The organism is Fibrobacter sp. UBA4309, from assembly GCF_002395745.1.
Classification (GTDB): Bacteria; Fibrobacterota; Fibrobacteria; order Fibrobacterales; family Fibrobacteraceae; genus Fibrobacter.
In genome coordinates this window covers 1-24,072 of the sequence record NZ_DGUN01000054.1, presented here as the reverse complement: position 1 = coordinate 24,072, position 24,072 = coordinate 1, and the positions used below count along the sequence as shown (strand labels likewise).

Here is a 24,072-nt window from a genome sequence, read left to right as displayed (position 1 = left end):
CGAACGTTGCCATCCTGAAACAAACGTCGTGAGAACGGGATCCACACAAAAAAAGAAGCCCGGACTAAAGCCGGGCAACAAAAGACGCGAATGGACGAAACGAACTAGTTTTCGTTGTTGTGCATTTCCATCTGTTCACGGTCCATCGTGTGCTGCAGGTATTCCTTGAAGTCACGGTCGATGTTCACACCGTCGAAGTCGATATCGTCGTTTTCCAACACGAACACGGCGCTCGGGTTATCGAGCCAGCCGACCACGTCCACGCCTTCCAACTTCATGGACTTGTCGCCCGCGGCCTGCGCTACGTATTCGATCTTAGACTTTTCAACCCAACCCTGGCCACAGTTGCCTTTCACCAACACGTCGGTGTCGGCTTCCTTCACGATGGTCAATTCATCGTTGAAGCCAGCGGTACAAACCACGGATCCACCACCCTTTTCCTTGGTGAGATCGACGTCGCCAATCTTGGACTTCACCTTCTTGGCTGCGAAAGAAGATGCAACCAAGACTGCCAGAGCGACAAACATAACCTTTTTGATCATTTTCATAACTTCCTCAAAAGCAAGGTAAAATATTCAACAATGCATAAGGAATATACCTTTTATTTTTGCAATTCGTTGAAATTTCTTTTAAATTTTTACCCTATGAAGAAGATTTTTGCAATTTTGTTCGTTTTTTTAATCCTTGCGGGCCTTTTTTGCGGTTTTCAAGCCAAAAAAAGGGTTAATGCGACATCCGAAAATGCCGAAACGGTCCTCCTGGAAATCCCGAAAGGCAGTTCCGCGGCCAAGGTATCCCAAATTTTACAGGACAAGGGCGTATGGAAAGACGCTCTCGCCTTCAAAATCTGGTGCAAGTTCAACCCGCCCGCACTCAAGGCTGGCTGGTTCGAGATCCCCGCCCACCAGAAGCTGAACGAGATTATCGCCATTATCGAAAGCGGCAAGAACGCGGTCCGCAAGGTGACCATCCCCGAAGGTCGGGCCTCATGGGAAATCCCCGCCTACCTGAAGAAGGTCTTCCCGAGCCTGGACGAGGACCGCTGGAACAGGTTGGTCCAGGACCCGAAGTTCACCCGCTCGTTAGGTGTCGAAGCGAACAGTCTCGAAGGTTACCTGCTCCCCGAGACATATCCCTTCCCCATCGATGCCAACGAAGAGACCATCCTCAAGCAGATGGTCGCCGCCAACCTCCGGCTCCGAGACGAGCTGAAGGAGAAGCCCGGTGAATCCATGTGGAAGACTCTCGGCAACTGGCACCGCGTGCTGACGCTTGCAAGCGTCGTCGAAGAGGAAACCGGAAAGCCCGACGAGCGCCCCCTGATCTCCGGAGTGTTCCACAACCGCCTCCGCATCGGCATGCCGCTCGGGGCAGACCCGACCGTGAGGTTCATCTTCCGCAACTTGACCGGCCCCATCTACAAGAGCCAGCTGAACAGCGACAGCCCGTACAACACGCGCAAGTTCAAGGGGCTCATGCCAGGACCGATTTCCAATCCCGGACGCAAGGCCATCGAGGCGGCGCTACATCCCGCTGACACCAAGGCGCTCTACTTCGTCGCCAAGGACGACGGCTCGGGGACGCACTTCTTCAGCAGCACGCTCACTGACCACAACAAGTACAAAGACGTCGCCGCCAAGAACCGCGGGGAATAAGCACCTGCGGTTACGCCGCTAGAACAGGTCGTAATTTCCGATACGAACAAAGTATTGGTAATCGCCGATTTCCTGGAGATCTTCCATTGTCCGGTTGTCGACTATACGCGACATTCCGACATAGGCACTGATCGACTTGTAAGCAAAGCGCAGCGCAGGTTCAAGGACGATCTTGTTTTCTCCAAGCAAGGCAGAAGGATTGTCTTCGTAGTCACGGACATAGGCGCCAAAGACCCAGGCGCCGATTACGCCGTAATGCAATCCGGCATTCAGGCGGATCAGCCCGTAGTGATGCGAAGCCATATCAGGATTGTACCATTCCGTAGTCCACGGCGTCGCCTTGACCTTCTGGCGATAGCAGTTGTCCATCACCCTGTAGTCGAAGGATTCAGGATAGACGTATCCGTGGCCTTCGTTATGGTAGGCATTCAAGCCGGCAGCGGCTGCCACGTTAAACGTAAAGAAGTCCGTCGGGGAATGCGTAAAGCGGGCCTCTCCCGCCAACTTCCAATATATCGGAATGACGTTGCTCAGACCGAACTCAAAGCCGATAGACTGCAAGCCGACAGACGCATCCACCTCGAATCCCTTCTTGGCGAACCACCTGTCCTTCTCGCCAGAAAGCAACTCGTAATTCAGGCTCGGCGAAACCGGATAGGTCTCGAATTCGTGTTTATTGTAAAGGCGACTATCCAGTTCAAATGTCCTGTCGCCAAAAAGGAAATGGAGCGAGACCTTCTGCAAGTCGTCAAGCTGGTAGCCGACCGACATGGTCAAGTCCCTGCGCTCTTCCGAATAGATTCGCCATTCTTCGGAAATTCCATTGGAGAATTTCTTTAGCGGACGCAACTTCATGAGGTCGTAACCGAAATCCAGGGACCAGCGGCGATTCCACAAACGGGAAATCTGCAAGTGCGGCATGAACCCGTAAGATTCATTGCCCCAGAATCCCGGCAAGTCCAGAAGGAACTCCATCTGGTCCACATAGCTGACCGCAACTCCCGCATACACGTTCGGGCCAATCGCATTGGATCCGAAACCGCCCGCATACACATCGAACGTCGGCCTGACTACGGCGCCAATCAACACGTCCCCGGACGGCTGCATCGTAAACGAAACGGAATCGTATGCGGGCTGGGACATCACGCCCTTCGCAAAGTTTTCGGGAGCCATCATGGCCGTATCGTTCGCGTTCCAATACGTTTTCGCAGAAGACTGCAGTTCTGCAGACAAGCTATCGAAAGCCGGAGTGAACCGGAACCACGGTGTAGACTTTCTCTTTGTGGATACATAATCAGCCATACGCGGGCGAAGCACCATCATTTCGCCGAGGCGACGTTCCACTGCCGAGAACCCGGCCTGTATCCATGCACTGCGGGTCGTATCCGAAACGGAATGCGCGCGGATCATCACGCCGGGCTGCGTTCCCAAATTCTGCATCTGCTTTTGGGCAATCGCATTCTGCCACGGAGATTTCCACAGCGAACCGTCAGCAAGCATTTTCGGATCTGCAATGGAGAGCAGCGGAAGCACTCCGACTTCGTCTTCGTAAGGCAAAGCCACATAGGGACCCAGTTCACCGTTCCTGGCGTTCTCGCGAAGCGGAAGGCTCTTGTAGACTTTGTTCACCACAGCGCCGTTGTCGTCTTCCATACCCGACACGTCGAAGGGGACCACAAAGCCTGCCGGCTGGCGGTAAAGCGATTCCTGAATGCGAAGCCTTGCCAGGGCGCGCCTGATATGGGCAGTATCCGGCTCCAGGGGTTTCACGTTACGGTACAGGTTCCCGCTGGTATCCGCAGAAACAGTAAAGCGGTGACGGAGACTCGGCATGCCGTTTACAGACACGGGCAGTTCGAATGTGCGCTCCGCATCGTCGTACAGATCGTCCATTTCGTTCTGTCCGACAATATCGGCAATGTAGGGGTCCAGCAAGACGCGCTGGATATCGTCAAGCGGCATGCCCTTGGCCCACAGGAATCCGACAAAGGCACCCCAGGAAACACCGACAACGGAATCGACTGGAATGGAGTAGCCTTCTATGGCATAGAGAACGCCCAAATGGTACCATGCGGAATTCTTGCCTCCACCGAGGTACAGTACGGACTTTAGCGGGCCCGAAGGTAAGGCCGTCGGGGCTGTAGAGTCCTTAAGAACCGGGGCAGCGGACGCAGAGGCAACAGGAGCGGCAGAATCGGCTGCGACCGGAACTGCCGCAACAGAATCCGGGATTTCCTGCATGTTGCTCAGAAGCAACAGGTCGGCATCGACGACGGAATCGGGGCGGGCAACCGAAGAATCGGAAGGGGCCTGGGCGAATACGCACGAAGAAACCGCCAGAAGCGTTATTGAAATTTTTGCGAAGAACGCCTTAGCCGAATCGAGCCACATTGGAGACATACTTTCCAGCCTCCTCCCGGGAAACGTAACCGCCACGAACCAATTCCGCAAGGCAATCATCCATCAGCAGCATGCCTTCCGATGCAGAAGCCGCAATCACGGAAGGCAACTTGAAATGATCCCCGTTACGGATAAACGAAGCAACATTTTGCGTATTGTAGAGAATTTCCCATGCAGGCATCGCTCCGGCACCTTCTGCCGCACCCGGCAACAGCCGCTGGACAACGACCGCCTTGAGCGCCGCAGCAAGCATGGTCCTGGCCAAAGCCCTGTTTTCGAGGGAAACTCCAGAAAGCAACGCTTCTATCGCACCCACGGAATTGCCCGCAGTAATACAGCAGACGACAATGGCGCCGGATTCCGCAGCACGGAGCATCGGCAGCAAGTCCTCGCCATCAAAATCACCCATCCAGAACAAGTCGCAGCCGCAACGCAGCGCCTGCGCCATCTTGTCTGGAACCGTTCCACTGGAATTAGCGAGAATCAGGCTGTCTCCGGCACGAATCGGGAACTCATCGGACGAATTCAAGAAACAGGCGCGAAGCATTTTGGATTCGCAAAGGGCGCTCACGTAAGATGTCGCAGAAGTCGTCTTGCCGGAACAGGCAGGCCCGGCGAAAACGACCAGGCCGGAACTCAGTCCAAGCAAGTTGCTCAATGTCTGCGGAGCGCCCAATTCGGCAAAGTTCGGGCATTCGGCCATAAGCGGGCGGAACACAGCAGAGTTCCCAAGAGCCGCACGGAAATAACGCACGCGCCACTTCACCCCTGCCCACGGACCTCCGACAAAAGAACCGGAATCGCCTTCCACAGATCCCAGGAATTCGCGAAGGGCTCCGATTTCCACAGCCGGGGCGTCAGGAATGTTGCACACCTTGCCCGCCAGGCGAATCGCAGAAGGAGCGCCTTCAGTTACAATGAGTTCCGTTCCACCGACATTTACCACATAGTCCAAGAGAGATTCTATTTCTGTAGCCATAGCTAAGCCTCCTTGCCCGAGGGTCTGTAAGCAGCAAAACGGCGGCTGTCATAAGCGCGTTTCCAAGCTTCGGCACCTTCGATATAACCGGATTCCACGCACTTCTGCAGGGAATCGTCCAACGTAACGCCTTGATCTTTCTGGCTGCTGATCGCCGCGGCAACCTGCGACAAATCGCACTTGCGGATCATGTTCGCCACGGTCGAAGAAATACGCATCGCCTCGCAGGCAAGCACCAGGCCCTGATTCTGGACAACCGGAACAAGGTGCTGTACAATCACGCCCTTAAGCTGTTCTGCCAAGGCGCAAGCGAATGCGGAACGTCCGGATTCGGGCACGGACGCAAGCAGGCGCGAAAGAAGCGCATGGATATTGTTGCCACCCGTAACGGCGAAAACAAGCGCGCCCGCATTGGCAGCCTGCAAGAGCAAATTCAGCTCTTCCATAGACGTGAGATGGTCGAAACAAATGACATCGGCACCGTCGCGGATAGCGAGCTCGATACCCGCCACACCGGTACGCACATGGAGGCCGACTTCCTTCTGCACAATCGCGCCGTTCGGATTCTGAAGCAAGCGTTCAATCGGGCGTTCTATCGTCTGTATGTAGCACTGGCGGTTGGCGGCAATTGTTTCGGCAAAGGTCGTCATCGTCGTCGAACGTCCGCTAGAAGCAGAACCTGCGATGAGCACGAGACCACTCTGCAACTCGGCAAAACGATTACAGAAAGCCGGCAAGTAAAGGCTTTCGAGCGTCGCCGATTCCGCCTGGATTACGCGAATGGAAATATTCGGGACGACATCGTCCCAGGTCACCGTAATACGGGCACGGCCCACACCGGCAAGGCCCATGGTCTTGCTGAAGTTCTTTCCGATAGAAACCTTGTGTCCATCGGCAAAGCCCTCGGACGCCTCGCCAAGAAGTTCCGTTAGGCGCGTCGTATCGAGAGTGTCTTCCGTTACCGCGAACAGGTTGCCGGATTGACGCATCACGATCTGCCGGCCTGCAAAAAGATAGATGTCCGTCGTTCCGAACTTTCGGGCATAGGCAATAATCTTCTTGAGGTTCATTTTCGGCGTCAGCGTTTCGGGAGCCTCGACAGCCTTGCCTTCACCCGTAGCCAAGGCAAAACGGCTAGGCAAGTCCCCTTCTTCTTCGGGTTCGTCGTCCGCATCGCCGGCGGCAATGCCGATATTCGAGATACTCGTCGTCTCGAGTCCCGACACCGTCTCAACATCCACATTCGACGAAGTCACTTCGCCAAAAATGTTGTTGCCTTCGATCTGGAGTGTCGGCTCCTCGTCCTTCGGTTCCGCTTTCACGGGAGCGGGCGCGACAGGCGTCGGAATTCCGACGGGCTTGACCGCCGGAATGGAAGTCGTTGAACGGTTCGGCTTGGGCGCAGGCGGCTCTGCCGGCGTGGCAGGCTGGGCCGCCGCATTTTTCGCCTCGATGTTCTTCACAAAGGCAAGGACCTTTTCGTACATCGGCTGCTGCAGGATTCCCGCTTTCACAAGAACCTGGCCGATATCCATCTGGTCCGTAATCTCACCCCAATGCGCATTCACCTGGTCCTCGGTCACCACCTTGTTGTGGACCAGGACCTTCGCCATATACTGGTTTCTCATAGGAAATCCCTCCGGCTAAACCACCAACTCGCAATCGCAAGGAAAACACCCACATAACCCAGGGCATACACCGTATTCCAGAACAAATACATATCCGGAAGGGCCACGTTGTGCACGACATAGCTCGTCACGTTGTAGCGGTAGAGTCCCGGGAAAACGGCGTGGATAACAACAGCCATCTTCTCGAAAAGCGCTGTCGAAGTATCGCCCATCTCGCCCATGCGGCTCGCAAACCGCACCTGTTCCAAAAGCTGGTTGCTCAGGTGGCCCGCAAAGTAGACACCCAGCGTAAACAGCGCCGAAAGAACGGTGCTGCTGAAGCTGCTGAACAAGAGCGCCACGGCAATCACTACCGCCATCTCGCAGAAGATGAGGTAAATCGCCAAAAGCAGGTTCGCCGTAGGTTCGGCATGGAAGGCCAGGAGCATCGTGTAGAAGATGCAAGTCAAGATTGCAAGGTGAACCGCGATGACCGCCAAAAGCCCGAAGTACTTGCCCACGATAAACGTGACTCGGCTAATGGGCTTCGAGAGGAGGGTCAGCACCGTTCGCCGTTGGATTTCTTTCTGCACGAGGCTGATGCCCACGAAAATCGAAATCAGGAGCCCGGAAAGGCTCATCACCGAAAGCGTGGTGGACTTGATAACGTAGGAGCGGTCAAACACCGACCATTCGCCAAGCACGATGCTGAACAGCGTGAGCGCAATGGCGAGGAATACGATGTTATAGAGAATCTTGTCACGGATAGATTCACGGAAAGTATTATGCGCAATAATGAGAATATGCTTAAGCGTCTGCACGGGCAATCTCCTCCGTCAAAATGTCTTCGAGGCTCGGACGCTTGTGATCCATCTTCTCGACCGCAATGCCGTTTGAGAGGCAATAAGCCAGGAGGCGGTCACGGGCGGCATCGTCCTCGCAGACGAATTCCTCGGGGTGTCCAGTCAGCGAGACTCCCTGCGGCAGGTCTTCGCCGAGAATCGCCTTGCGGGTACGCACGTGGTATTCCACGCCGCACGATTCCGTAATCTCGTCAACCGTTCCCTCGCGCACGATCTTGCCGTCCACAATCATCGCGACCTTGTGGCTAATGCTTTCCACGTCGCTGAGCAAGTGGCTCGAATAGAAAATCGTCACGCCGTCGCGGTTCAGCTGCTGAATGGCCTCGCGCACGTCGCGGCGGCCCATCGGATCTAGCCCGCTCATCGGTTCGTCGAGAATCAACAGCTTCGGCTTGCCAAGAATCGCCTGGGCGATTCCCACGCGCTGCATCATGCCCTTGGAATAAGAGCGCAGCCTGCGGTCAATCCAGTCCTTGTTCGCATGCAAAAGTTCAAGCGCCCAGCCAATGCGGCTTTCCAGTTCGGTTCCGTCAAGCCCGACGAGCTTGCCGTAAAAGCGCAACAGCTCACGCCCCGTGAGGTAGTCATAAAAATAGGGCTGTTCCGGGGAGTAGCCGATAAAGCGGCGGCTCTTCGCGTCGCGCGGAGAAATCCCGTTCACCAGAACCTTGCCCGAATCAAAATTCAAAAGCCCCGTCAACACCTTGATGGTCGTCGACTTGCCCGCACCGTTCGGGCCTATAAAGCCATACACCTGTCCCGGCTCCACGCTGAAGCTCACGTCCTTGAGCGCAAGCTTCGGTTTCATCAGAAAGCCGCTACGGTACGTCTTGTGCAAATGCTCAATCTGTATCATAAAGTCACTCATACACAATCCTTAATCTTCGCGGGCGTCTTCCGTCGCCTTCCCACCTCCAAACGCGCGCTCCTCGGCATCCTCGATTTCGCGACGACGGCGTTCCGCCTTCTCTTTCTTGTTGACAAAGAAGTAGATGACCGCACCTACGAGGTAGACGGCGATGCCCGAATAGAAAATAGGATTGATGGAAGTCCCCTCCAGTCCGGGGAAAACGTTCAGAATTAGGCTGTGGCCGAAAAGGCTCAGCAACACCAGTACAAAACCGAGTCCGCGCAGCACATAAGTCACTATGACCAACTTTCGCATAGGTATACCTCAAAAACAGCACCTTTCGGGTGCATCGTTCCTTTATTGAAAAATACACAAATATCTGGGAAAAAAACTTGCCCGATTCCTAGAAATCGGGCAAAAAGAGGCCTATCAGAGCGACAAAAGCAGTATCGCAAGCACCTGGCCGCTCAGAATCCTAAGCAACATGGTTAGCGGGTAAACCGAAGCATAGCCCACATTCACTGCATCGCTGTCCGCCTGGCTATTCGCAAATGCGAGCGCAGGCGGGTCTGTCATGGCACCGGCAAGTACGCCACAGAGCGATAGGTAGTTCACCTTGAACACGAAATGACCGACACACGCCATGATCGCTAGCGGCAGGAACGTGATAAGGGAAGCCAGCCCCATATAGTAGAGCCCATCGCCGTTCAAGAGCACATCGAAGAACTTGATACCGGCATTTAGTCCAACGCAGCTCAAGAAGAGCGTAAGACCGAATTCGCGGAGCATCAGGTTCGCGCTGTTCGCCATAAAAAAGTTGAGCGGACCAATCTTGCGTTTGCGGCTCAGGAGAATCGCGACAATGAGCGGGCCACCGGCCAGACCAAGCTTGAGCGGGGTAGGCATTCCCGGTATGGCAAACGGGATGCTCCCGACAATCACGCCAAGGAAGATTCCCAGGAATGCGGGCAGAATTTCGGGATGGTCAATCGCCGTCAACGAGTTGCCCAGTTCCTTCGTCACCGCATCGACACCTTCCGCAGGGCCGACAATCATTAACTTATCCGCAAACTTGATACGCAAATCAAGGCGACCCGTAAACTTGAATTCCCCGCGGGTTACGCGGCTCACGTTCACGCCGTAACGTTCCGCCAAGGCGAGCGAGCCAATCGTGTGGCCAAGGATCTTCTTGTTCGTCACGAGCACCGTCTTCACCTGGATGGGTTTTGCCGAATCGGAGGCGAACTTGGTAATAGGGGTTTCGAGCCTTTTACCGATAATCTTTTCCATAGCAGCAATAGCATCGGGCATTCCCACCAGATGAATCTTGTCGCCACGTTCTATAATCGTAGAACCCTTCGGAGTAAAGATATTGCCATCACGCAACAAGCGCGTCACCACGACACCGCTCGAAACAAGATTCGGGATTTCTTTCAGCTGGATTCCATACAAATTTTGGTTATCAACCATAAGACTGCAGGATTCAATTTCCCAGGAAGTCGCCGCGATATCCGCCGCATAACTTTCGGCAGCCTTGTTCGGATTCTGCCTAAAAATAACGCGTACGAGAATCATCACAAGAATAATGCCGATGACGCCAAACGGATAGGCGACCGCATACCCGATTCCCGGAAGGGACGCATCTACGCCAACCGCAGCAAAGGCCGAGTTCGCCGCACCGAGAGAAGGCGTGTTCGTCACGGCTCCGCAAAGCATCCCGACAAGCACGGGTACGTTGTCATGCATGCCAGTAAAGAAGTAGAGGCAGAGCGTCACGATTACGCCAAGCAACACGATGCCCACCGAAAGAACGTTCAGCACAAGCCCGTGCCTACGGATGGAGTCCATGAATCCCGGACCCACCTGCATACCGATCGTGTAGACAAAGAGGATGAGGCCGAATTCCTGGATAAAGTGGAGAACGTTACCATCGACGCGCAGGCCGAGATGCCCGAGAAGGATGCCCACGAAGAGCGCCCCCGCCCCACCAAGGCCAATCCCCTTGACCTTGATCTTGCCGACCATAAGGCCGATAGCCGCGGTAAGCGCAATCGCTACGACCTGTTGCCCGACCGAGGGCTTTGTAAATAGATCTAATAACCAAGTCATTGTTTAGACGAGAGACGAGAGACGAGAGACGAAAGACGAAAGAAATAATCTTAGGCCAGTCATCTAATGTCTGCGGGTTAGGGGTTGAAGACAAGAAGAAAGTAGGAAAATTATTCCTTCACGCAACGGACCGATGCGGAGATATTCTTGTTGAAATGCTCATAAGAAACGCCCTCGCCCGTGACGCGCACGAGAAAAGCCCTGGAATCGTCGTAGGACTCGCTGGTCCAGAAGCTCGCGCTTTGGCCCTTGTCCGCGAACTTGCCGTCATAGTACTTGAACCCGGCGAACTGGATATTGAACACTTCGGTCTTCTTGAGTTCTTCCACCGGAGCCGTCCCGAAGGCATCCTTGAATTCCTGCTGGGTCGGCAAACGCCACCCGGTAGGGCAGACCGCCCCGATCGCGGCATCCCAAGTATAGAGGCGGCCCGCGGTCACGCAGTTATCGTGATTGTTGTCGTAACACGTACTGGAATCGGGAGTGTAGACGGTCAGGTTCTCAGCCATCCAGGACTTGCCACCGATATCGACGGTGGCGTAAGTCTTCTCGGGACAGGCAAGCGTGTGGTTGTCGGCATCATAAGTGCAGCTGCGGTTATCCTGGCAGGCAACCAGGGCGAAAGCGGCATAGATAGAGGCAATAGTGGCGATAATTTTTTTCATGATAAGGCTCCTTGAGGGTTTTTCTGGCGAAAAAATAGATTTGCGGGTGTATATTGTCTAATAGATTATTTATATTTAAATTATTCATTTTATTGATGAATGAAGTCAGGAGCCACATATGGAGCTAACACATATCAAATATTTCCTCGAAGTCGCCCGCACAGAACATGTGACACAAAGCGCAAAAACCCTCTGCATCGTGCAGCCTGCACTGACGCACGCCATCCACAAGCTAGAAGACGAGCTGGGCGTAAAGCTGTTCAAAAACAGTGGCAGAAACATCAAGCTCACCGAGGCCGGCGACTACTTCTACAAGAAAGTGAAGCCTCTCTACGAGGACATCGAAGCTTTGCCGGCGCGCCTCCGTGCAAAATCCGACAAGCAGGCAGTGACCATAAGCGTGAAGGTGCTGGCAGCGTCATCGTTCGTGGCGAACGCCATCATCCAGTACAAAAAGAAAACTCCTGGAATCCGTTTCTACCTCGTACAGAAAGAAGAATCCACCCTCTACGACATATGCGTGCAGACCTTCGCGGAATACCGGCCGCAAGAGAACCCCGACGAAGAAGTCTTCGTATGCCCCGAAGAAATCTTCCTCGCCGTGCCCAACACTCCGCAATACAAAAAACGTGACAGCATATCGCTCCACGAACTGGGCGATACAGACTTTATCGGCCTGTACGGCTCCAAGCAGTTGCACAAGATCTGCAGCGACTACTGCGACCGCATCGGATTCAAGTCCCACGACATCTTCGAGAGCGATAACGCACTCGTCGTCAAGGACGCAATCGCGAGCGGCCTCGGCGTCGGATTCTGGCCTGAATTTTCATGGGGCAAGGTGGACAGCCGCAAGATCCGCCTGCTAAAAATCACCGACGCCGATTTCAAGCGCGACATCGTGATTACATACCGCCGTATCAAGCAGGACAATTCCCACCTGGAGAAATTCTACAAGTTCATAGTCGGGCAGCTCGCCAAAAACATGGGCAACCGCAAGGCGAAATAGAAAATACGCTCAATAAAAATGCCCCCGATCGACAGGTCGGGGGCAACTAACTTACAAACCGTTCGGCGTTATCCCTTGACATGAATCGCAGAGGCGAATTCTTTCAACAGCGCCGGATCGTCGACCTTTTCCCAAAGCGTTCCCGTCACAATAACCTGGGCGCCCGCAGCCACACGAATAGCGGCCGTCTGCGGGTCCTTGATGCCACCACCGGTGATGATGGTCATCTCGGTCGCCTTGCGCGTATAGGCAATGTGTTCAACAGGCACGGGCTCCTCGGCGCCGCTGCCCGCTTCCAGGTACACATAGCGCATGCCCATAAGTTCTGCGGCAATGGAATTCACCATGCTGAGCTTGGGCTTGTTTGCGGGCACCGGCATGGTACCGCTGATGTATTCCACCGTCGTGCGCTTGCCGCTGTTGATGAGCTGGTAAGCCGTCGGGATGGCTTCCATATTGAGGGCTCGCACCAGGGCACCACCACGGACCTGTTCGTCAATCAAATAATTCGGATTACGTCCGCTCACCAAGGTCATAAAAAGCATCGCATCAAAACCGGGCACCACCTGAGAAGCACCACCCGGGAAAAGCACTACGGGCAGATTGACCGCCGCCTTGAGGGCAGCCACCTGCTTGGGGAGCGTAAAGTTGCCCAGGTACGAGCCGCCCACCAGCAAGAGGTCGGCACCGTTCTCGGCCGCCATGGCACCCGCCTTCACGAAAGCGGCTTCGTCTGACGTATCGGGATCGAGCAACACGGCAAAAAGCGCACCGCGTTTTTCGATTTCTGCGTTCAAGCGTAGCTCGGTCTTACCTGGTTTCATAATCAATTCCTTTTCTCGCGTCTATTCCGCAAGACACCATAAAGATACAATATTTGTTTCTTCTATGCCACAAAAATCACAAAAAGGCGGGCTTCCGCCCGCCTTCCCGGCCTCCTAACCGATTCTCCTTAACCCCCAAATTCGCTATTCGTCCTTGATGCAGCGGACTGAATAAAATGTCGAAGCAAAGTCATAGCGATAATGCGCAGAAACAGGACATCCGCCATCCACCATCACAGAACAACCACCCATACCTGCAGCCGAAGAATATCCCGATTGACCATACCCTTTTTCAATATCAGGAACAGCCACAAAACTTGGTTCATACTTTTGCCAGTTTTCATCGTCTCTTATCAAAACCAAACTTTTCATATTAAAACCCGTAGCAGCTTCATCTGCAAGCGCCGCAAAAGTCACCCCTTGACTAGTAACGTATTCAAATAAAGCTTTCCAGTCCCTTTGATTTGGGAGACGCCATCCGTCAGGACATACGCCTTGATAACTCATTACATTAGACTGGGACAAATAATCCGCATAATTCCATTTCCAATACGCATCGCCTTCGCCAAGCATCGTCAATATACCTTCGGGATAAAGGGATTTACAATATTTTTCACTTTCCCTGCGCTTTTCCCCGCAATCAGAAGTTTCAATGAAATAGCACTTATTAAAATCTTCAATCATAGATTTACACTTATCGTCCAAGAAAACCGTATCGCTTTCAGGAAGAGCAAGGAACACCTTCATCGAGTTTCTATCCATATTCATCGCAGCCTGCCATTCATACAAGCGGCCATTTACTTCGCATGCAAATTCATCGCCGGCAAGACAACCTGTACCTTCATGCAAATTAGATTCGAAGTAATTCAGATTTTCCGCCATCCAAGTTTGCGTTTTTCCATCAATGTTGTACGTTACCGTTTTATAAGATTTTCCATCACGATTATCGACCATGGTTCCGCTCGTAAATTCGATTCCCTTATATTGCATTTTCCATTTTCCAGAACGGCAAACAAGTTCATATTCTTTATAGGCGACCGATTCCCCTTCACGCGAGTCCTTGCACTGTCCCAATCCCTGGTTTTCAGCAATAAAGCCCGTTTCCAACTCCAAATACGACACAATCTTTTCATACAAAGTTTCATTCTCTTTACTTGAAGAATAGGCCTCACTAGGAATATGCATATACAGCTCAATACTTTCTTCAAAGGCCCATAGAATAGCATTGGTGTCACCCATATAGTACATAACCACATCATCATGAACAGTAGATATAAACTCCTTAACACGAATAAACTCATCACCACTCTCACTTTGCGGTGTTTCAAAAGGCCCAAACTCCTTATATACTCCATGACTTTCAAGTATATCCCGTTCCGCCTTTTTTTCCGCCTCTGCAAAAGGCATTCCGGCAGCGACATAATCAAGTAAAATATGGGCTTTCATAAGCGTCAAAACATTTACTTCAATATTTTTAGACACTCGTAAATCCACAATTGCAGTCAGTTCAGGAACATAAGTATATGCGAGACTATCAGCGCAACTTTCACTTCCATCAAAAGGAGATCCCCATGGTTGGCAATATTCCAAACTATCTGGATTAAATACACTTATCCGAACATACGGGCTATTGAGCGAAAGACTTTCAAAACCAAAATGACCGCTACTATCCGAAATGGTATCGACAAAAACAAGTCCCGTCGTATCCAACGAAATCGAATCCAATTCACAGACTCGAACAACAGTTCCCGGTTTTACAGATAAAATATTAGACGAATTCGTAGAATCCGACATGGACATGACAGCCATTTTAGCCGCAGCGTTCGCTCGCCCTGTCAAGGCATAGATTCTCGGTTCTTCCGAAGAGCCTCCCATTTCGACACCCGGCCCACTTTCCGTTTTTGAAACACCGTTTCCGTCATCCGTGGAACAGGCCGCGAACACCAAGGCGAGCGGCATCACCATTTTGCAGACAAACTGCATAGCCATTTTTGAGTAATTCATGATATCCTCCTAACCCTTTTTAGAACTCTTGTTTGTCATGGGGAAGAATTGGATGTTCAGGCGGTACACTTCATCCGTTTCGGTTTCCCTCGTGGCGATTTCAACAATACGCTTGCGGAACGCATCGATTTCAGCGACAATTTCGTCGTAGGCGCCTTGCGTAATGCCGAGCGTCACACCCGAAAAATGCCTTTCGTTTTGCGGCACGCCCTCGATCGTGTCGAGCGCAAGTTCGCCCATTTGGTGGTGCAGGCCGCGAATCACAGCGGGCGTCACCTTCATGGGCCCTGCCGTAATCGACCTGTTCGTCTGAACGTAATTACCATTCTCGTCTTTCTGGAGCATATTCGCCTTCACCAAAAAGTTCAGCGAATCGCTGACTTCGGCAGCGGTAATTTTGGGGCGACACGCCTTTGCAAGCGCCAGCGGCTTTGCACCCGGCATAGAAGGCGCCAATTCACGGAGCACCGGATTTTTCCAGCTGTCAAAGTAGCGGTACGCATCGGCCTCGACAACCTTGGCATCGCTCCGTTTTGCGATGGAGAGCATCCTGTCAAAGATTTCCTTCTTTATGTTGTCCGTAGCGGCATGGTCAAACTCCACCATCGCACGAAAATATTCCAGCCGGTTACCGCGAAGCCCCATGGCCTTGGCCACGCGCTCCACGGATTCTTCGCCCAGGTTGAAACGTCCCTCGCTCACGTATTTCAGGTGGACCGACGAGGCGAACCCCGCCATCCTTGCAAACTCCCGCCAGGTAAACGCGGACTTCACCTTCCTTTCGGCGTAAAAATCCGCGATGTACTGGCGGTAGCCCGTGTATTCAAAAACGTCCTTCATTTTTCCTCCTAACCGATTCACAGTTTCTAGGTGTGTCACGCTCTAAATATACCTCTTACTCCACATAAGTCAACTTATTTTACAATACAAAAATGGCGTTTTTATTAAAATTTCCGCGATTAATTAAAAAATCATAAAAAAATTGCATTTTTCTATAATGCAAAACCACACTTATTTTCAAGGCGCGCGCCTTTACCTATATTTAAGGCATGGAGTTCTTCACCAAGGTCGACATTCCCGCATTGAATACACGCATAGATTACACGAGCCGCATCGCGTTTTTCGGATCGTGTTTTGCCGACAACATCTCGGCACAATTTTCCGTCCGAAAGTTCAACGTGCTCGCAAACCCCTTCGGCACCGTCTACAACCCGCGTTCCATCGCGCGGCAGCTCCGCAGAATAGCGGACGGCAAAGCGTTTGGCAACAGCGACGTTTTCAAGGACGAACGTTGCGACAAGCTCTGGCACAGCTTTGATGCGCACAGTTCGCTTTCGGCAAATACCCGCGAAGATTGCATCGCGAACCTGAACGCCGTCAACACGCAGGCCTCGGAATTCCTGCAGAAGGCTGACATCGCCTTCATTACGCTCGGGACCGCTTTCGTGTACTATTTAAAAGACAACGGCAAACCTGTTTCGAACTGCCACCGACAAGACCCCTCGCTTTTTGAACGCCGGATGATTTCCGTAGAAGAAGCCTCAAAGGCGCTCGAAGACACCGTGGCAAGCCTGCGCAGAATACACGCCGACATCCAGGTTGTCTTTACCGTATCGCCGCTGCGGCACATGGCCGACGGCGCGCACGGCAACAATCTTTCAAAATCCACGCTGCTGCTCGCAATAGAACAGGCAGCCGTCGACTATTTCCCGAGTTACGAAATCGTGTTGGACGAACTGCGCGACTATCGCTTTTACGACAGTGACATGGTTCATTTGTCCAAGACCGCCGAAGAATACATCTTCGAACGCATGGTCCAAACTTACTGCGACAGCACGACACGCACCAACATGGAGCGCGTCGAAAAATTCCTGAAAACGGCAAACCACAAGATTGCGGCCCCGGATTCCGATGCGACAAGAAACCTCGTCAAGAAAATTTTGGCCCAGGCAACAGAGCTCGAGTCACAAATAGAAGGGCTACATTTGGACAAAGAACGCGAATTTTTCGCAAATCTGGGCATTTAAAGCTTTACAACGCCTTTTCCTTTTTTTTACCATCGGTCTCCCCCTTTTTAGTTTATTTTTAGGGAGGATTAGGGCAAAAATAGGAGTAACAATGAGAACACAACAAACCCTCGCTGGGGTTGTGCTTGGCATAGCCCTTTTCAGCGCAGGCCTTTCTAACGCCTTCGCTGCAGACGAAACCCTAAGATCGCTGGCCGAGAAAAACAACATCTATATCGGCGCCATCCTGAACTCGCAATGGTTTGGCGGCGGGCTTCCCGGACAGTACGAACAAATTCACAAAACGCAGTTCAACATCGTCGTCGCCGAAAACGAGATGAAGTTCGACGCCACCGAACCGAGCGAAGGCCGGTTCAACTACGGCAATGGTGACAAGATGGTCAAGTATGCGAAAGCAAACGGCATGCGCGTACGCGGTCACGCCCTCGCCTGGCATAGCCAGGTTCCGGGCTGGGTGGATCAAAAATACGGCAAAAACAAAAAAGAACTTCTTAGGGTTCTCAAGAACCACATCGACAACGTGGTCGGGCACTGGAAAGGCCAGGTGGACGAATGGGACGTGGTGAACGAAGCTATCAGCAACAACGAACCCCAGTGGCGCGGCTACTCCGTATGGTATCAGGGTATCGGCCCCGAGTTCATCGACTCCGCCTTCGTGTGGGCACACGCCGCTGACCCGAATGCAGAACTCTGCTACAACGACTATAACCTCGAACAGGGAATCAGCCCGAAAGCCAAGGCGGGATTCTTGCTGGAACAGGTGAAGCGCTGGGTCGCAAACGGCATTCCTATCCATTGCGTGGGATCCCAGACCCACGTGGAAGACACCACCACCGACAAGCACTTTATCGGTTCGCCGGACAGTCTCCGCGCCCTCGCCAAGGAACTTGCAAAGCTCAACATCAAGCTGAAAATAACCGAACTCGATATCGGATTCAAGAGCGGCATCAACGTGAGCAAGAGCGATCTCGAGCGCCAGGGAAAGACCTTCCGCGAATACCTGGACATTATCCTCGAAGAACCGAATGCGGACACGTACCTGATCTGGGGCGTATCTGACAAATGGAGCTGGCTTGGCGGGCTCAACAGGCAGAAGGGCCTTATCTACGACGACAACCTGAATCCGAAACCGGCTTTCGACAGTATTCTGGTGAGGCTCCAAAACTTCGAGCCGCCGCAGGATACCGCCAAGAAGGACACCGTAGTCGCCGACACCTCCAAGAAGGATACGACCGTCAAGGATACGACAGTCAAGGACACCACCACAGCAATTGCGAAGTCTGCCGGTCCGGGCAGCGTCTCCATGTACGTCGCAGGCCACACGCTGTTTATCGCAGGCGCAAATTCCGCAAAAGTCGACGTATTCGACATGCAAGGGCGCCCCGTATTCAGCGCGAAGAACGTGAAGGGATCCATCGACCTGAAGGACGTTTCCGAAGGTCTATACATGGTACGTGTGCGCGACGGCTCGGCAAACCTGACCAAGCGAATCGCGATAAAGTAGGCCATAGCCTCCTGGACAAATTCATAAATGAGACCGCGGCCCACGCCGCGGCTTTTTTAGTACAAAAACGCCGTTTTTCATTCAAAAACGGCATTTAAAGCGTTACAACACATTTATACCCGCACCAACTCCATCGTTGTCTTTTGTGTTTATTTTTCTGTTCAACAAACATAAAGGAGTGAAGATGAGAACAAAGTCTTATCTTATGGGCGCCATGGTTGGTGTCGCCCTTTTTGGCACAGGCGTCACGAACGCCTTCGCCGCCGACGAAACCCTTCGATCCCTGGCCGAAGAACGTGGCCGCTACATCGGAGCTATCCTGAACAGCGAATGGTTCGGAGGCAGAATCGAATCGCAGTTCGAGCAAATCCACAAAGCACAATTTAACGCAGTCGTTGCCGAGAACGAGATGAAGTTCGATGCCACGGAGCCTAGCGAAGGCAAGTTCAGCTACGGCAACGGCGACAAGATGGTCAAGTACGCGCAACAGAACGGCATGCGCGTCCGCGGACACGCCCTCGCCTGGCACAGCCAGGTTCCTAACTGGGTAAACAACTACAAAGGACAAAAAGACAAACTGTTCAAGGTGCTCAAGAACCACATCGAGAACGTGGTCGGCCACTGGAAAGGCCAAGTCGCCGAATGGGACGTGGTGAACGAGGCCGTCAACGACAACAACAACCACGGCTGGCGTTCCAGCGGGTCCGTATGGTTCGAGACCCTCGGCGCCGACTTCCTCGATTCCGCCTTCGTTTGGGCGCACGCCGCCGACCCGGACGCGGAACTCTGCTACAACGACTACGCCATTGAATGGGGATTGGGCTCCGGCAGCAAGGCGGGGTTCGTACTGGAGCAGGTCAAACGCTGGAAAAAGAACGGAATTCCCATCACCTGCGTAGGCACGCAAACCCATATCGAAATCTCTCACGAAACTACCCCGAAGAACGTCCGCGACTTCGCCAGGGCGCTCGCCGAACTGGGCATTACGCTGAACATCACCGAACTTGATATCGGGTTCCCGAAAGGTTCCGCAAACAGCCTGAGCGCAAAGGACTACCAGAAACAGGGCCATCTCTACCGCCAGTTCATGGACGTATTCCTCGAAGAGCCGAACATGGGTGAATTCATGATCTGGGGCGTGACCGATGCGCACAGCTGGCTCGACGGTAGTCAGGGCAAAACCCAGGGGCTCATCTACGACAAGCAATACAAGCCGAAGCCCGCTTATGACAGCCTTATCGTAAGCCTCAAGGCGCACGCCCCGTCCGAAGTGGTTTCGCCGTACTCGAGCAACACTCCCGAAAGTTCTTCGTCAACGGATGTGTCATCTTCGTCGAGTACTATAACCATCAAGGCGTCTATGGCTCCGGCAAGCCTGTCCATGCAGGTTTCAGGCAATACACTGCTTATCGCGGGTACGCAGTCCGCCATGGTCGACGTATTCGACATGCAGGGACGCCCGGTATTCAGCGCCAAGTGCGAAACGGGTTCAATCGAATTGAAGAACGTTTCCGAAGGATTGTACGTGGTGCGTGTGCGCGACGGTTCTGCAAGCCTTACAAAGCGTATCGCGGTAAGATAAAGACGCTAGGTCCTTTCGTCCCTTTCCTTGTGGCGCCAGTAGTCAAGCTTGTCGCCGTCCATGCCGATATGCCGTGCGATAAAGGCCGGATTGCGGCCTTGCTTTCGCTGGCGTTCGTAATCACGAAGCGCCTTGAAGGCGACTCCGCCCAGAATGACGCACGCGGGCAGGTTGATCAGCGCCATGCCGCCCATCGTGATGTCGGCCAGCGCCCAGCAGGCATCCATCGGAGTCACCGCGCCAAAGAGCACCACCAGGCTGCACAAAATATGAATCACCGTCATCGCCTTCTTGCCGGGCATCTTCTTCTTGTTGATGTAGGCAATCGCGTTGTGCACGTAGTAGAGGTTCCCGAGCAGCGTCGTGAACGCGAACAGGGTCATCGCGATCGTGATGAACACCGGGCCCACCGCGCCGAACGTCGTGGAAACAGCCTGCTGCACGTACATGGCGCCTGCATTGTCGGCATTCCCCGGCACGCCGGAGACAAGGCACATCAGGGCCGTTGCCGTACAAAGGAACAGCGTGTCGATATAGACCGAGAGCATCTGCGCAAGCCCCTGCTTTACCGGATGCGAGACATGGGCCGCCGCAGCCGCGTTCGGTGCGGAACCTACGCCCGCCTCGTTGGAATAGAGCCCGCGCTTGATGCCGTACATCAGGCAAGAGCCTGCGATGCCGCCGCCAATCGCCTGGAAGTCGAACGCATCTTGCATAATCGCGACAATCACCGACGGAATCAGGTCAAAATGCGCGATCAGCATGATGACTGCGAGAATCACGTAGAAAAGTCCCATGACCGGGACTAGCACGCCAGTTGTCTTGACAATGCGCTTGCCGCCGCCGAACAGGCAGAAACCGACCAGTACCGCAAGGATAATGCCGATAATCCACGGCGTCACCGACGGGTTGTAGAAACTGTACGTTTCGAAGGTTGACTGCAGGTTATAGGAACAAAGTAAATTAAATCCGAAAGCGTATGCGGAAATCAGGAACACCGCGAAGACCACTCCGAGCCAGCGGCTGTGCAGCGCACTCTCGATGTAATACGCCGGGCCGCCGTAACAGGCATTCGTGCGGTGGTCGCGATGCTTGTACACCTGCGCCAGCGTACTTTCGACAAATGCCGACGACGCGCCGATAATCGCGAGCACCCACATCCAGAATGCGGCCCCCGCGCCGCCCAGGCAAATCGCCGTAGAGACGCCGATGATGTTGCCCGTGCCCACGCGCGATGCGGTCGACACGAGCAGAGCCTGCAACGAAGAAACCCCACCCGCCTCGTGCGGACGTTCGATAAGCGAACGGATTGCCTCTACGAAAAGTCTAATTTGCACGAACCGCGTGCGTATGCTGAAGTAAATTCCCGCTGCAGCGAGAACGATAATCAGGATGGGGTAGTAGAGGACGCTGTCAACTGCATTTAAAAAATCGACCATTGGCGAGGCTCCTATCAAAACGAACGCTAGTAAATTAATTTAGAAACTTCTACAAAAAAAGTAAAAGGCGCCCTGCACAATGGCATGGGTCGCCTTTTCATCGAAGTGTTTGACTTTTTTTCGGCTATTTAAGCGCCCAACTTAGCTCTAATCCAGTTGTTGGCGTTGGCGATAGCACCGGCAATCTTGTCGACTTCCTTGGTGCCGGCCTGAGCGCGGTCCGGGCGTCCACCGCCGCGTCCACCGCAAGCAGCGGCGAGATCCTTGACGAGGTCGCCGGCCTTGATGCCCTTGGCCTGGACGTTCTTGCCGACCATCACAGCGATGCTGCCGGAACCGTTGTCCTTGTTGGCAATCACGGCGACGCTGTCGGTGTCGAGTTTGTTCTGAACGCCGTCCAGCAAGTTCTTGTACTTGTCTTCGGGCATGTTGAGTTCGCGAACGTAGAGGTTCACACCAGCCACGTTGATGCCGCCGTTCAGGAGTTCGGCAGCGGCAAGCGTTGCAAGTTCCAGCTTCACGGACTGCAGGCTCTTTTCCAAGTTCTGCGTCTTGGCAAAGCTCTGCTGAATGCGGTCGAGAACTTCGGCATCCTTGCAGCGGAGCTGTTCGCGGAGGGCCGTCAAAATCTGCGTTCCGGCGCGGAGCAGCGAGAGAGCGCCACGGCCAGAAACGGCTTCGATACGGCGCACGCCAGCGCTCACACTGGATTCGCTGATAATCTTCACCATGCCGATGTTACCGGTGTTCTGCACATGCAAACCACCGCAGAGTTCCTTGGAGAATTCTTCGTTCGCGCAGCCCATCTTCACGACGCGGACTTCGTCGCCGTACTTTTCGCCGAACAGTGCCATGGCACCGCTAGCCTTGGCTTCGTCGACGCCCATCACCTGGGTGTTGACCGGGAGGCATTCCATCACCTTCGCGTTCACGATGTCTTCCACCTTCTGGATTTCTTCGGCGGTCATCGCGTTGAAGTGGCTGAAGTCGAAGCGGAGGAGTTCGTTCGAAACAAAGCTACCCTGCTGCTGCACGTGGGTGCCGAGCACCTGGCGGAGAGCGGCCTGCAGCAAGTGAGTGGCGGAGTGGTTCTTGCGGATATCGTTACGGCGGTCGTTGTCGACAGTTGCCATGAACACAGCGCCCATCGTCGTTTCGTTGGCCGTACCCTTCTTTACCTTGCCGCGGCAGAGGGCGGTGTCGTTCACCTTCACGGTGTCGAACACGTCAATTTCGAGGTCTGCAGAAACGAGCGTTCCCTTGTCGCCGACCTGGCCACCCATTTCGGCATAGAACGGAGAGGTTTCGAGCACGATGGAGAGGACTCCCTTGTCTTCGCGCCAGCGGACAACCTTCGTTTCGCAAGCGGAGAGTTCATAGCCCACGAACTTTGTGCTTTCTTCGCTGTACTGCGTCCAGCCTTCGGTACCCATGGTGTTGATGCCCTGCTTCATGTTGGCGCGGGCGCGGGCCTTCTGTTCTTCCATACACTTGTTGTAGCCTTCTTCGTCAATGGTAAGGCCCTTTTCTTCGGCGAGAATACCGGTGAGGTCCGGCGGGAATCCGTAAGTATCGTAAAGGAGGAACACCTTATCGCCCGGCACGACTTTTGCACCGGCACCCAACTCCTGCACGATGCCGGCGAAGCGTTCGAGGCCGGCGTCGAGCGTGCGGATAAAGCTTTCTTCTTCGCTCTTGATGACGCTTGCCACGAATTCCTTGCGTTCGCGGATTTCGGGGAAGGCATCGCCCATCGTATCGGCGAGCACCTGCACGAGCTGGCAAATGAACGGTTTCTTTTGGCCGAGCAGGCGGGCAAAGCGGCTAGCGCGGCGCAGAATGCGGCGGAGCACGTAGCCACGGCCTTCGTTGCTCGGGAGAGCGCCATCGGCAATAGCGAAAGAAATAGCGCGGATGTGGTCGGCAATCACGCGGTGCGGAGTACCGGCTTCACCATCGTTGTACGGCACGCCACTGAGTTCAGCGATCTTTGCGATGATCGGGGTGAACACGTCGGTGTCGTAGTTGCTGGTCTTGCCCTGCAGAATAGCGCAGATACGTTCGAAGCCCATACCGGTATCGACGTTCTTCGCCTTCAGCGGAATCAAGCTTCCGTCGCTCACGCGTTCGTACTGCATGAACACGTTATTCCAGATTTCGATGTAGCGGTCGTTTTCGCCGTTCACGCCCTTGATGGGATCCTTGAACGTTTCGGCCTGCGTGGCGAGGTCGCCGCGGTCGTAGTGAATTTCGGAGCAGGGGCCGCACGGACCGGTGTCACCCATTTCCCAGAAGTTGGAGTGAGCGTCAAAACGCATGATGCGGTCATCCGGGAGACCGGACACGTCCTTCCAAATCTGCCAGGCTTCGTCATCGTCCTGGTACACGGTCGCGAAGAGGCGTTCCTTCGGGAGCTTCCAAACTTCGGTCAAAAGTTCCCAGGCCCAGGCGATGGCTTCTTTCTTGTAGTAGTCGCCGAAGCTCCAGTTACCGAGCATCTCGAAGAAGGTGTGGTGGTAGTTGTCGCGACCCACCACGTCGAGGTCGTTGTGCTTACC

The 24,072-nt window shown here is 53.8% G+C and carries 19 protein-coding genes; 5 read left to right on the top strand and 14 right to left on the bottom strand.

Translation table 11 applies throughout. The annotated features are described in order from the left end of the window. Positions 1 to 104: 104 nt before the first annotated feature. Positions 105 to 548, bottom strand: a complete 444-nt coding sequence (locus B3M32_RS08335) for a hypothetical protein (protein ID WP_290745283.1) — start codon at positions 546 to 548, stop codon at positions 105 to 107. Between the two features lie 96 nt (positions 549 to 644). Between B3M32_RS08335 and mltG the strand changes: the two genes are divergently transcribed. Then, positions 645 to 1,655, top strand: coding sequence for an endolytic transglycosylase MltG (mltG, locus tag B3M32_RS08330; protein WP_290745280.1), 1,011 nt, complete (start codon positions 645 to 647; stop codon positions 1,653 to 1,655). A gap of 18 nt (positions 1,656 to 1,673) precedes the next feature. Here mltG and B3M32_RS08325 read toward each other — a convergent pair whose 3' ends face one another. The 8 genes from B3M32_RS08325 to B3M32_RS08290 form a co-directional block, all read right to left on the bottom strand. Next, on the bottom strand, positions 1,674 to 4,055 hold the full coding sequence (locus tag B3M32_RS08325; RefSeq protein WP_290745277.1) for a patatin-like phospholipase family protein: 2,382 nt from the start codon (positions 4,053 to 4,055) through the stop codon (positions 1,674 to 1,676). Then, positions 4,027 to 5,034: an ATPase, T2SS/T4P/T4SS family gene (locus tag B3M32_RS08320; protein WP_290745274.1), complete on the bottom strand. Its 1,008-nt coding sequence runs from the start codon at positions 5,032 to 5,034 to the stop codon at positions 4,027 to 4,029. The genes B3M32_RS08325 and B3M32_RS08320 overlap by 29 nt, the downstream gene beginning before the upstream one ends. Before the next feature lie 2 nt (positions 5,035 to 5,036). Continuing rightward, a complete protein-coding gene (locus B3M32_RS08315) occupies positions 5,037 to 6,662 on the bottom strand; it encodes a type IV pilus twitching motility protein PilT (protein ID WP_290745271.1) in 1,626 nt (541 codons plus the stop codon). Next, positions 6,659 to 7,462: an ABC transporter permease gene (locus tag B3M32_RS08310; RefSeq protein WP_290745268.1), complete on the bottom strand. Its 804-nt coding sequence runs from the start codon at positions 7,460 to 7,462 to the stop codon at positions 6,659 to 6,661. Before B3M32_RS08310 ends, B3M32_RS08315 begins: the two co-directional genes overlap by 4 nt. Further along, positions 7,449 to 8,372 carry an ABC transporter ATP-binding protein gene (locus B3M32_RS08305; RefSeq protein ID WP_290745265.1) on the bottom strand — a complete coding sequence of 308 codons (924 nt, stop codon included), beginning with the start codon at positions 8,370 to 8,372 and terminating at the stop codon, positions 7,449 to 7,451. The genes B3M32_RS08310 and B3M32_RS08305 overlap by 14 nt, the downstream gene beginning before the upstream one ends. Before the next feature lie 9 nt (positions 8,373 to 8,381). Continuing rightward, positions 8,382 to 8,669 (bottom strand): hypothetical protein, encoded by a 288-nt coding sequence (locus B3M32_RS08300; protein WP_290745262.1) that lies wholly within the window; start codon positions 8,667 to 8,669, stop codon positions 8,382 to 8,384. 114 nt (positions 8,670 to 8,783) lie between these two features. Beyond that, a complete protein-coding gene (locus tag B3M32_RS08295) occupies positions 8,784 to 10,463 on the bottom strand; it encodes a putative transporter (protein ID WP_290745259.1) in 1,680 nt (559 codons plus the stop codon). Positions 10,464 to 10,573: 110 nt separating this feature from the next. Then, positions 10,574 to 11,128, bottom strand: coding sequence for an FISUMP domain-containing protein (locus B3M32_RS08290; RefSeq protein WP_290745256.1), 555 nt, complete (start codon positions 11,126 to 11,128; stop codon positions 10,574 to 10,576). Between the two features lie 118 nt (positions 11,129 to 11,246). Between B3M32_RS08290 and B3M32_RS08285 the strand changes: the two genes are divergently transcribed. Continuing rightward, positions 11,247 to 12,134 (top strand): LysR family transcriptional regulator, encoded by an 888-nt coding sequence (locus tag B3M32_RS08285; RefSeq protein ID WP_290745253.1) that lies wholly within the window; start codon positions 11,247 to 11,249, stop codon positions 12,132 to 12,134. A 68-nt stretch (positions 12,135 to 12,202) separates the two neighbouring features. On the opposite strand, the gene B3M32_RS08280 is transcribed toward B3M32_RS08285, so the two are convergent. The 3 genes from B3M32_RS08280 to B3M32_RS08270 form a co-directional block, all read right to left on the bottom strand. Further along, entirely contained in the window at positions 12,203 to 12,958 is a 756-nt protein-coding gene (locus B3M32_RS08280) for a geranylgeranylglyceryl/heptaprenylglyceryl phosphate synthase (RefSeq protein ID WP_290745250.1), read from the bottom strand. 144 nt (positions 12,959 to 13,102) lie between these two features. Continuing rightward, positions 13,103 to 14,962 (bottom strand): FISUMP domain-containing protein, encoded by a 1,860-nt coding sequence (locus B3M32_RS08275; RefSeq protein WP_290745246.1) that lies wholly within the window; start codon positions 14,960 to 14,962, stop codon positions 13,103 to 13,105. A gap of 9 nt (positions 14,963 to 14,971) precedes the next feature. Next, positions 14,972 to 15,802 (bottom strand): TIGR02147 family protein, encoded by an 831-nt coding sequence (locus tag B3M32_RS08270; protein ID WP_290745243.1) that lies wholly within the window; start codon positions 15,800 to 15,802, stop codon positions 14,972 to 14,974. A gap of 209 nt (positions 15,803 to 16,011) precedes the next feature. Between B3M32_RS08270 and B3M32_RS08265 the strand changes: the two genes are divergently transcribed. The 3 genes from B3M32_RS08265 to B3M32_RS08255 all read left to right on the top strand — a co-directional run bounded on the left by B3M32_RS08265 (position 16,012) and on the right by B3M32_RS08255 (position 20,075). Beyond that, complete coding sequence (locus tag B3M32_RS08265; protein WP_290745240.1) at positions 16,012 to 16,989, top strand: GSCFA domain-containing protein; 978 nt, start codon at positions 16,012 to 16,014, stop codon at positions 16,987 to 16,989. Positions 16,990 to 17,080: 91 nt separating this feature from the next. Beyond that, a complete protein-coding gene (locus tag B3M32_RS08260) occupies positions 17,081 to 18,493 on the top strand; it encodes an endo-1,4-beta-xylanase (protein ID WP_290745236.1) in 1,413 nt (470 codons plus the stop codon). Positions 18,494 to 18,677: 184 nt separating this feature from the next. Further along, complete coding sequence (locus B3M32_RS08255) at positions 18,678 to 20,075, top strand: endo-1,4-beta-xylanase (RefSeq protein ID WP_290745233.1); 1,398 nt, start codon at positions 18,678 to 18,680, stop codon at positions 20,073 to 20,075. Positions 20,076 to 20,080: 5 nt separating this feature from the next. Here B3M32_RS08255 and B3M32_RS08250 read toward each other — a convergent pair whose 3' ends face one another. Continuing rightward, entirely contained in the window at positions 20,081 to 21,514 is a 1,434-nt protein-coding gene (locus B3M32_RS08250) for an alanine/glycine:cation symporter family protein (protein ID WP_290745230.1), read from the bottom strand. A gap of 128 nt (positions 21,515 to 21,642) precedes the next feature. After that, positions 21,643 to 24,072 (bottom strand): alanine--tRNA ligase (gene alaS, locus B3M32_RS08245; protein WP_290745227.1); only part of this gene is annotated, 2,430 nt, incomplete at its 5' end.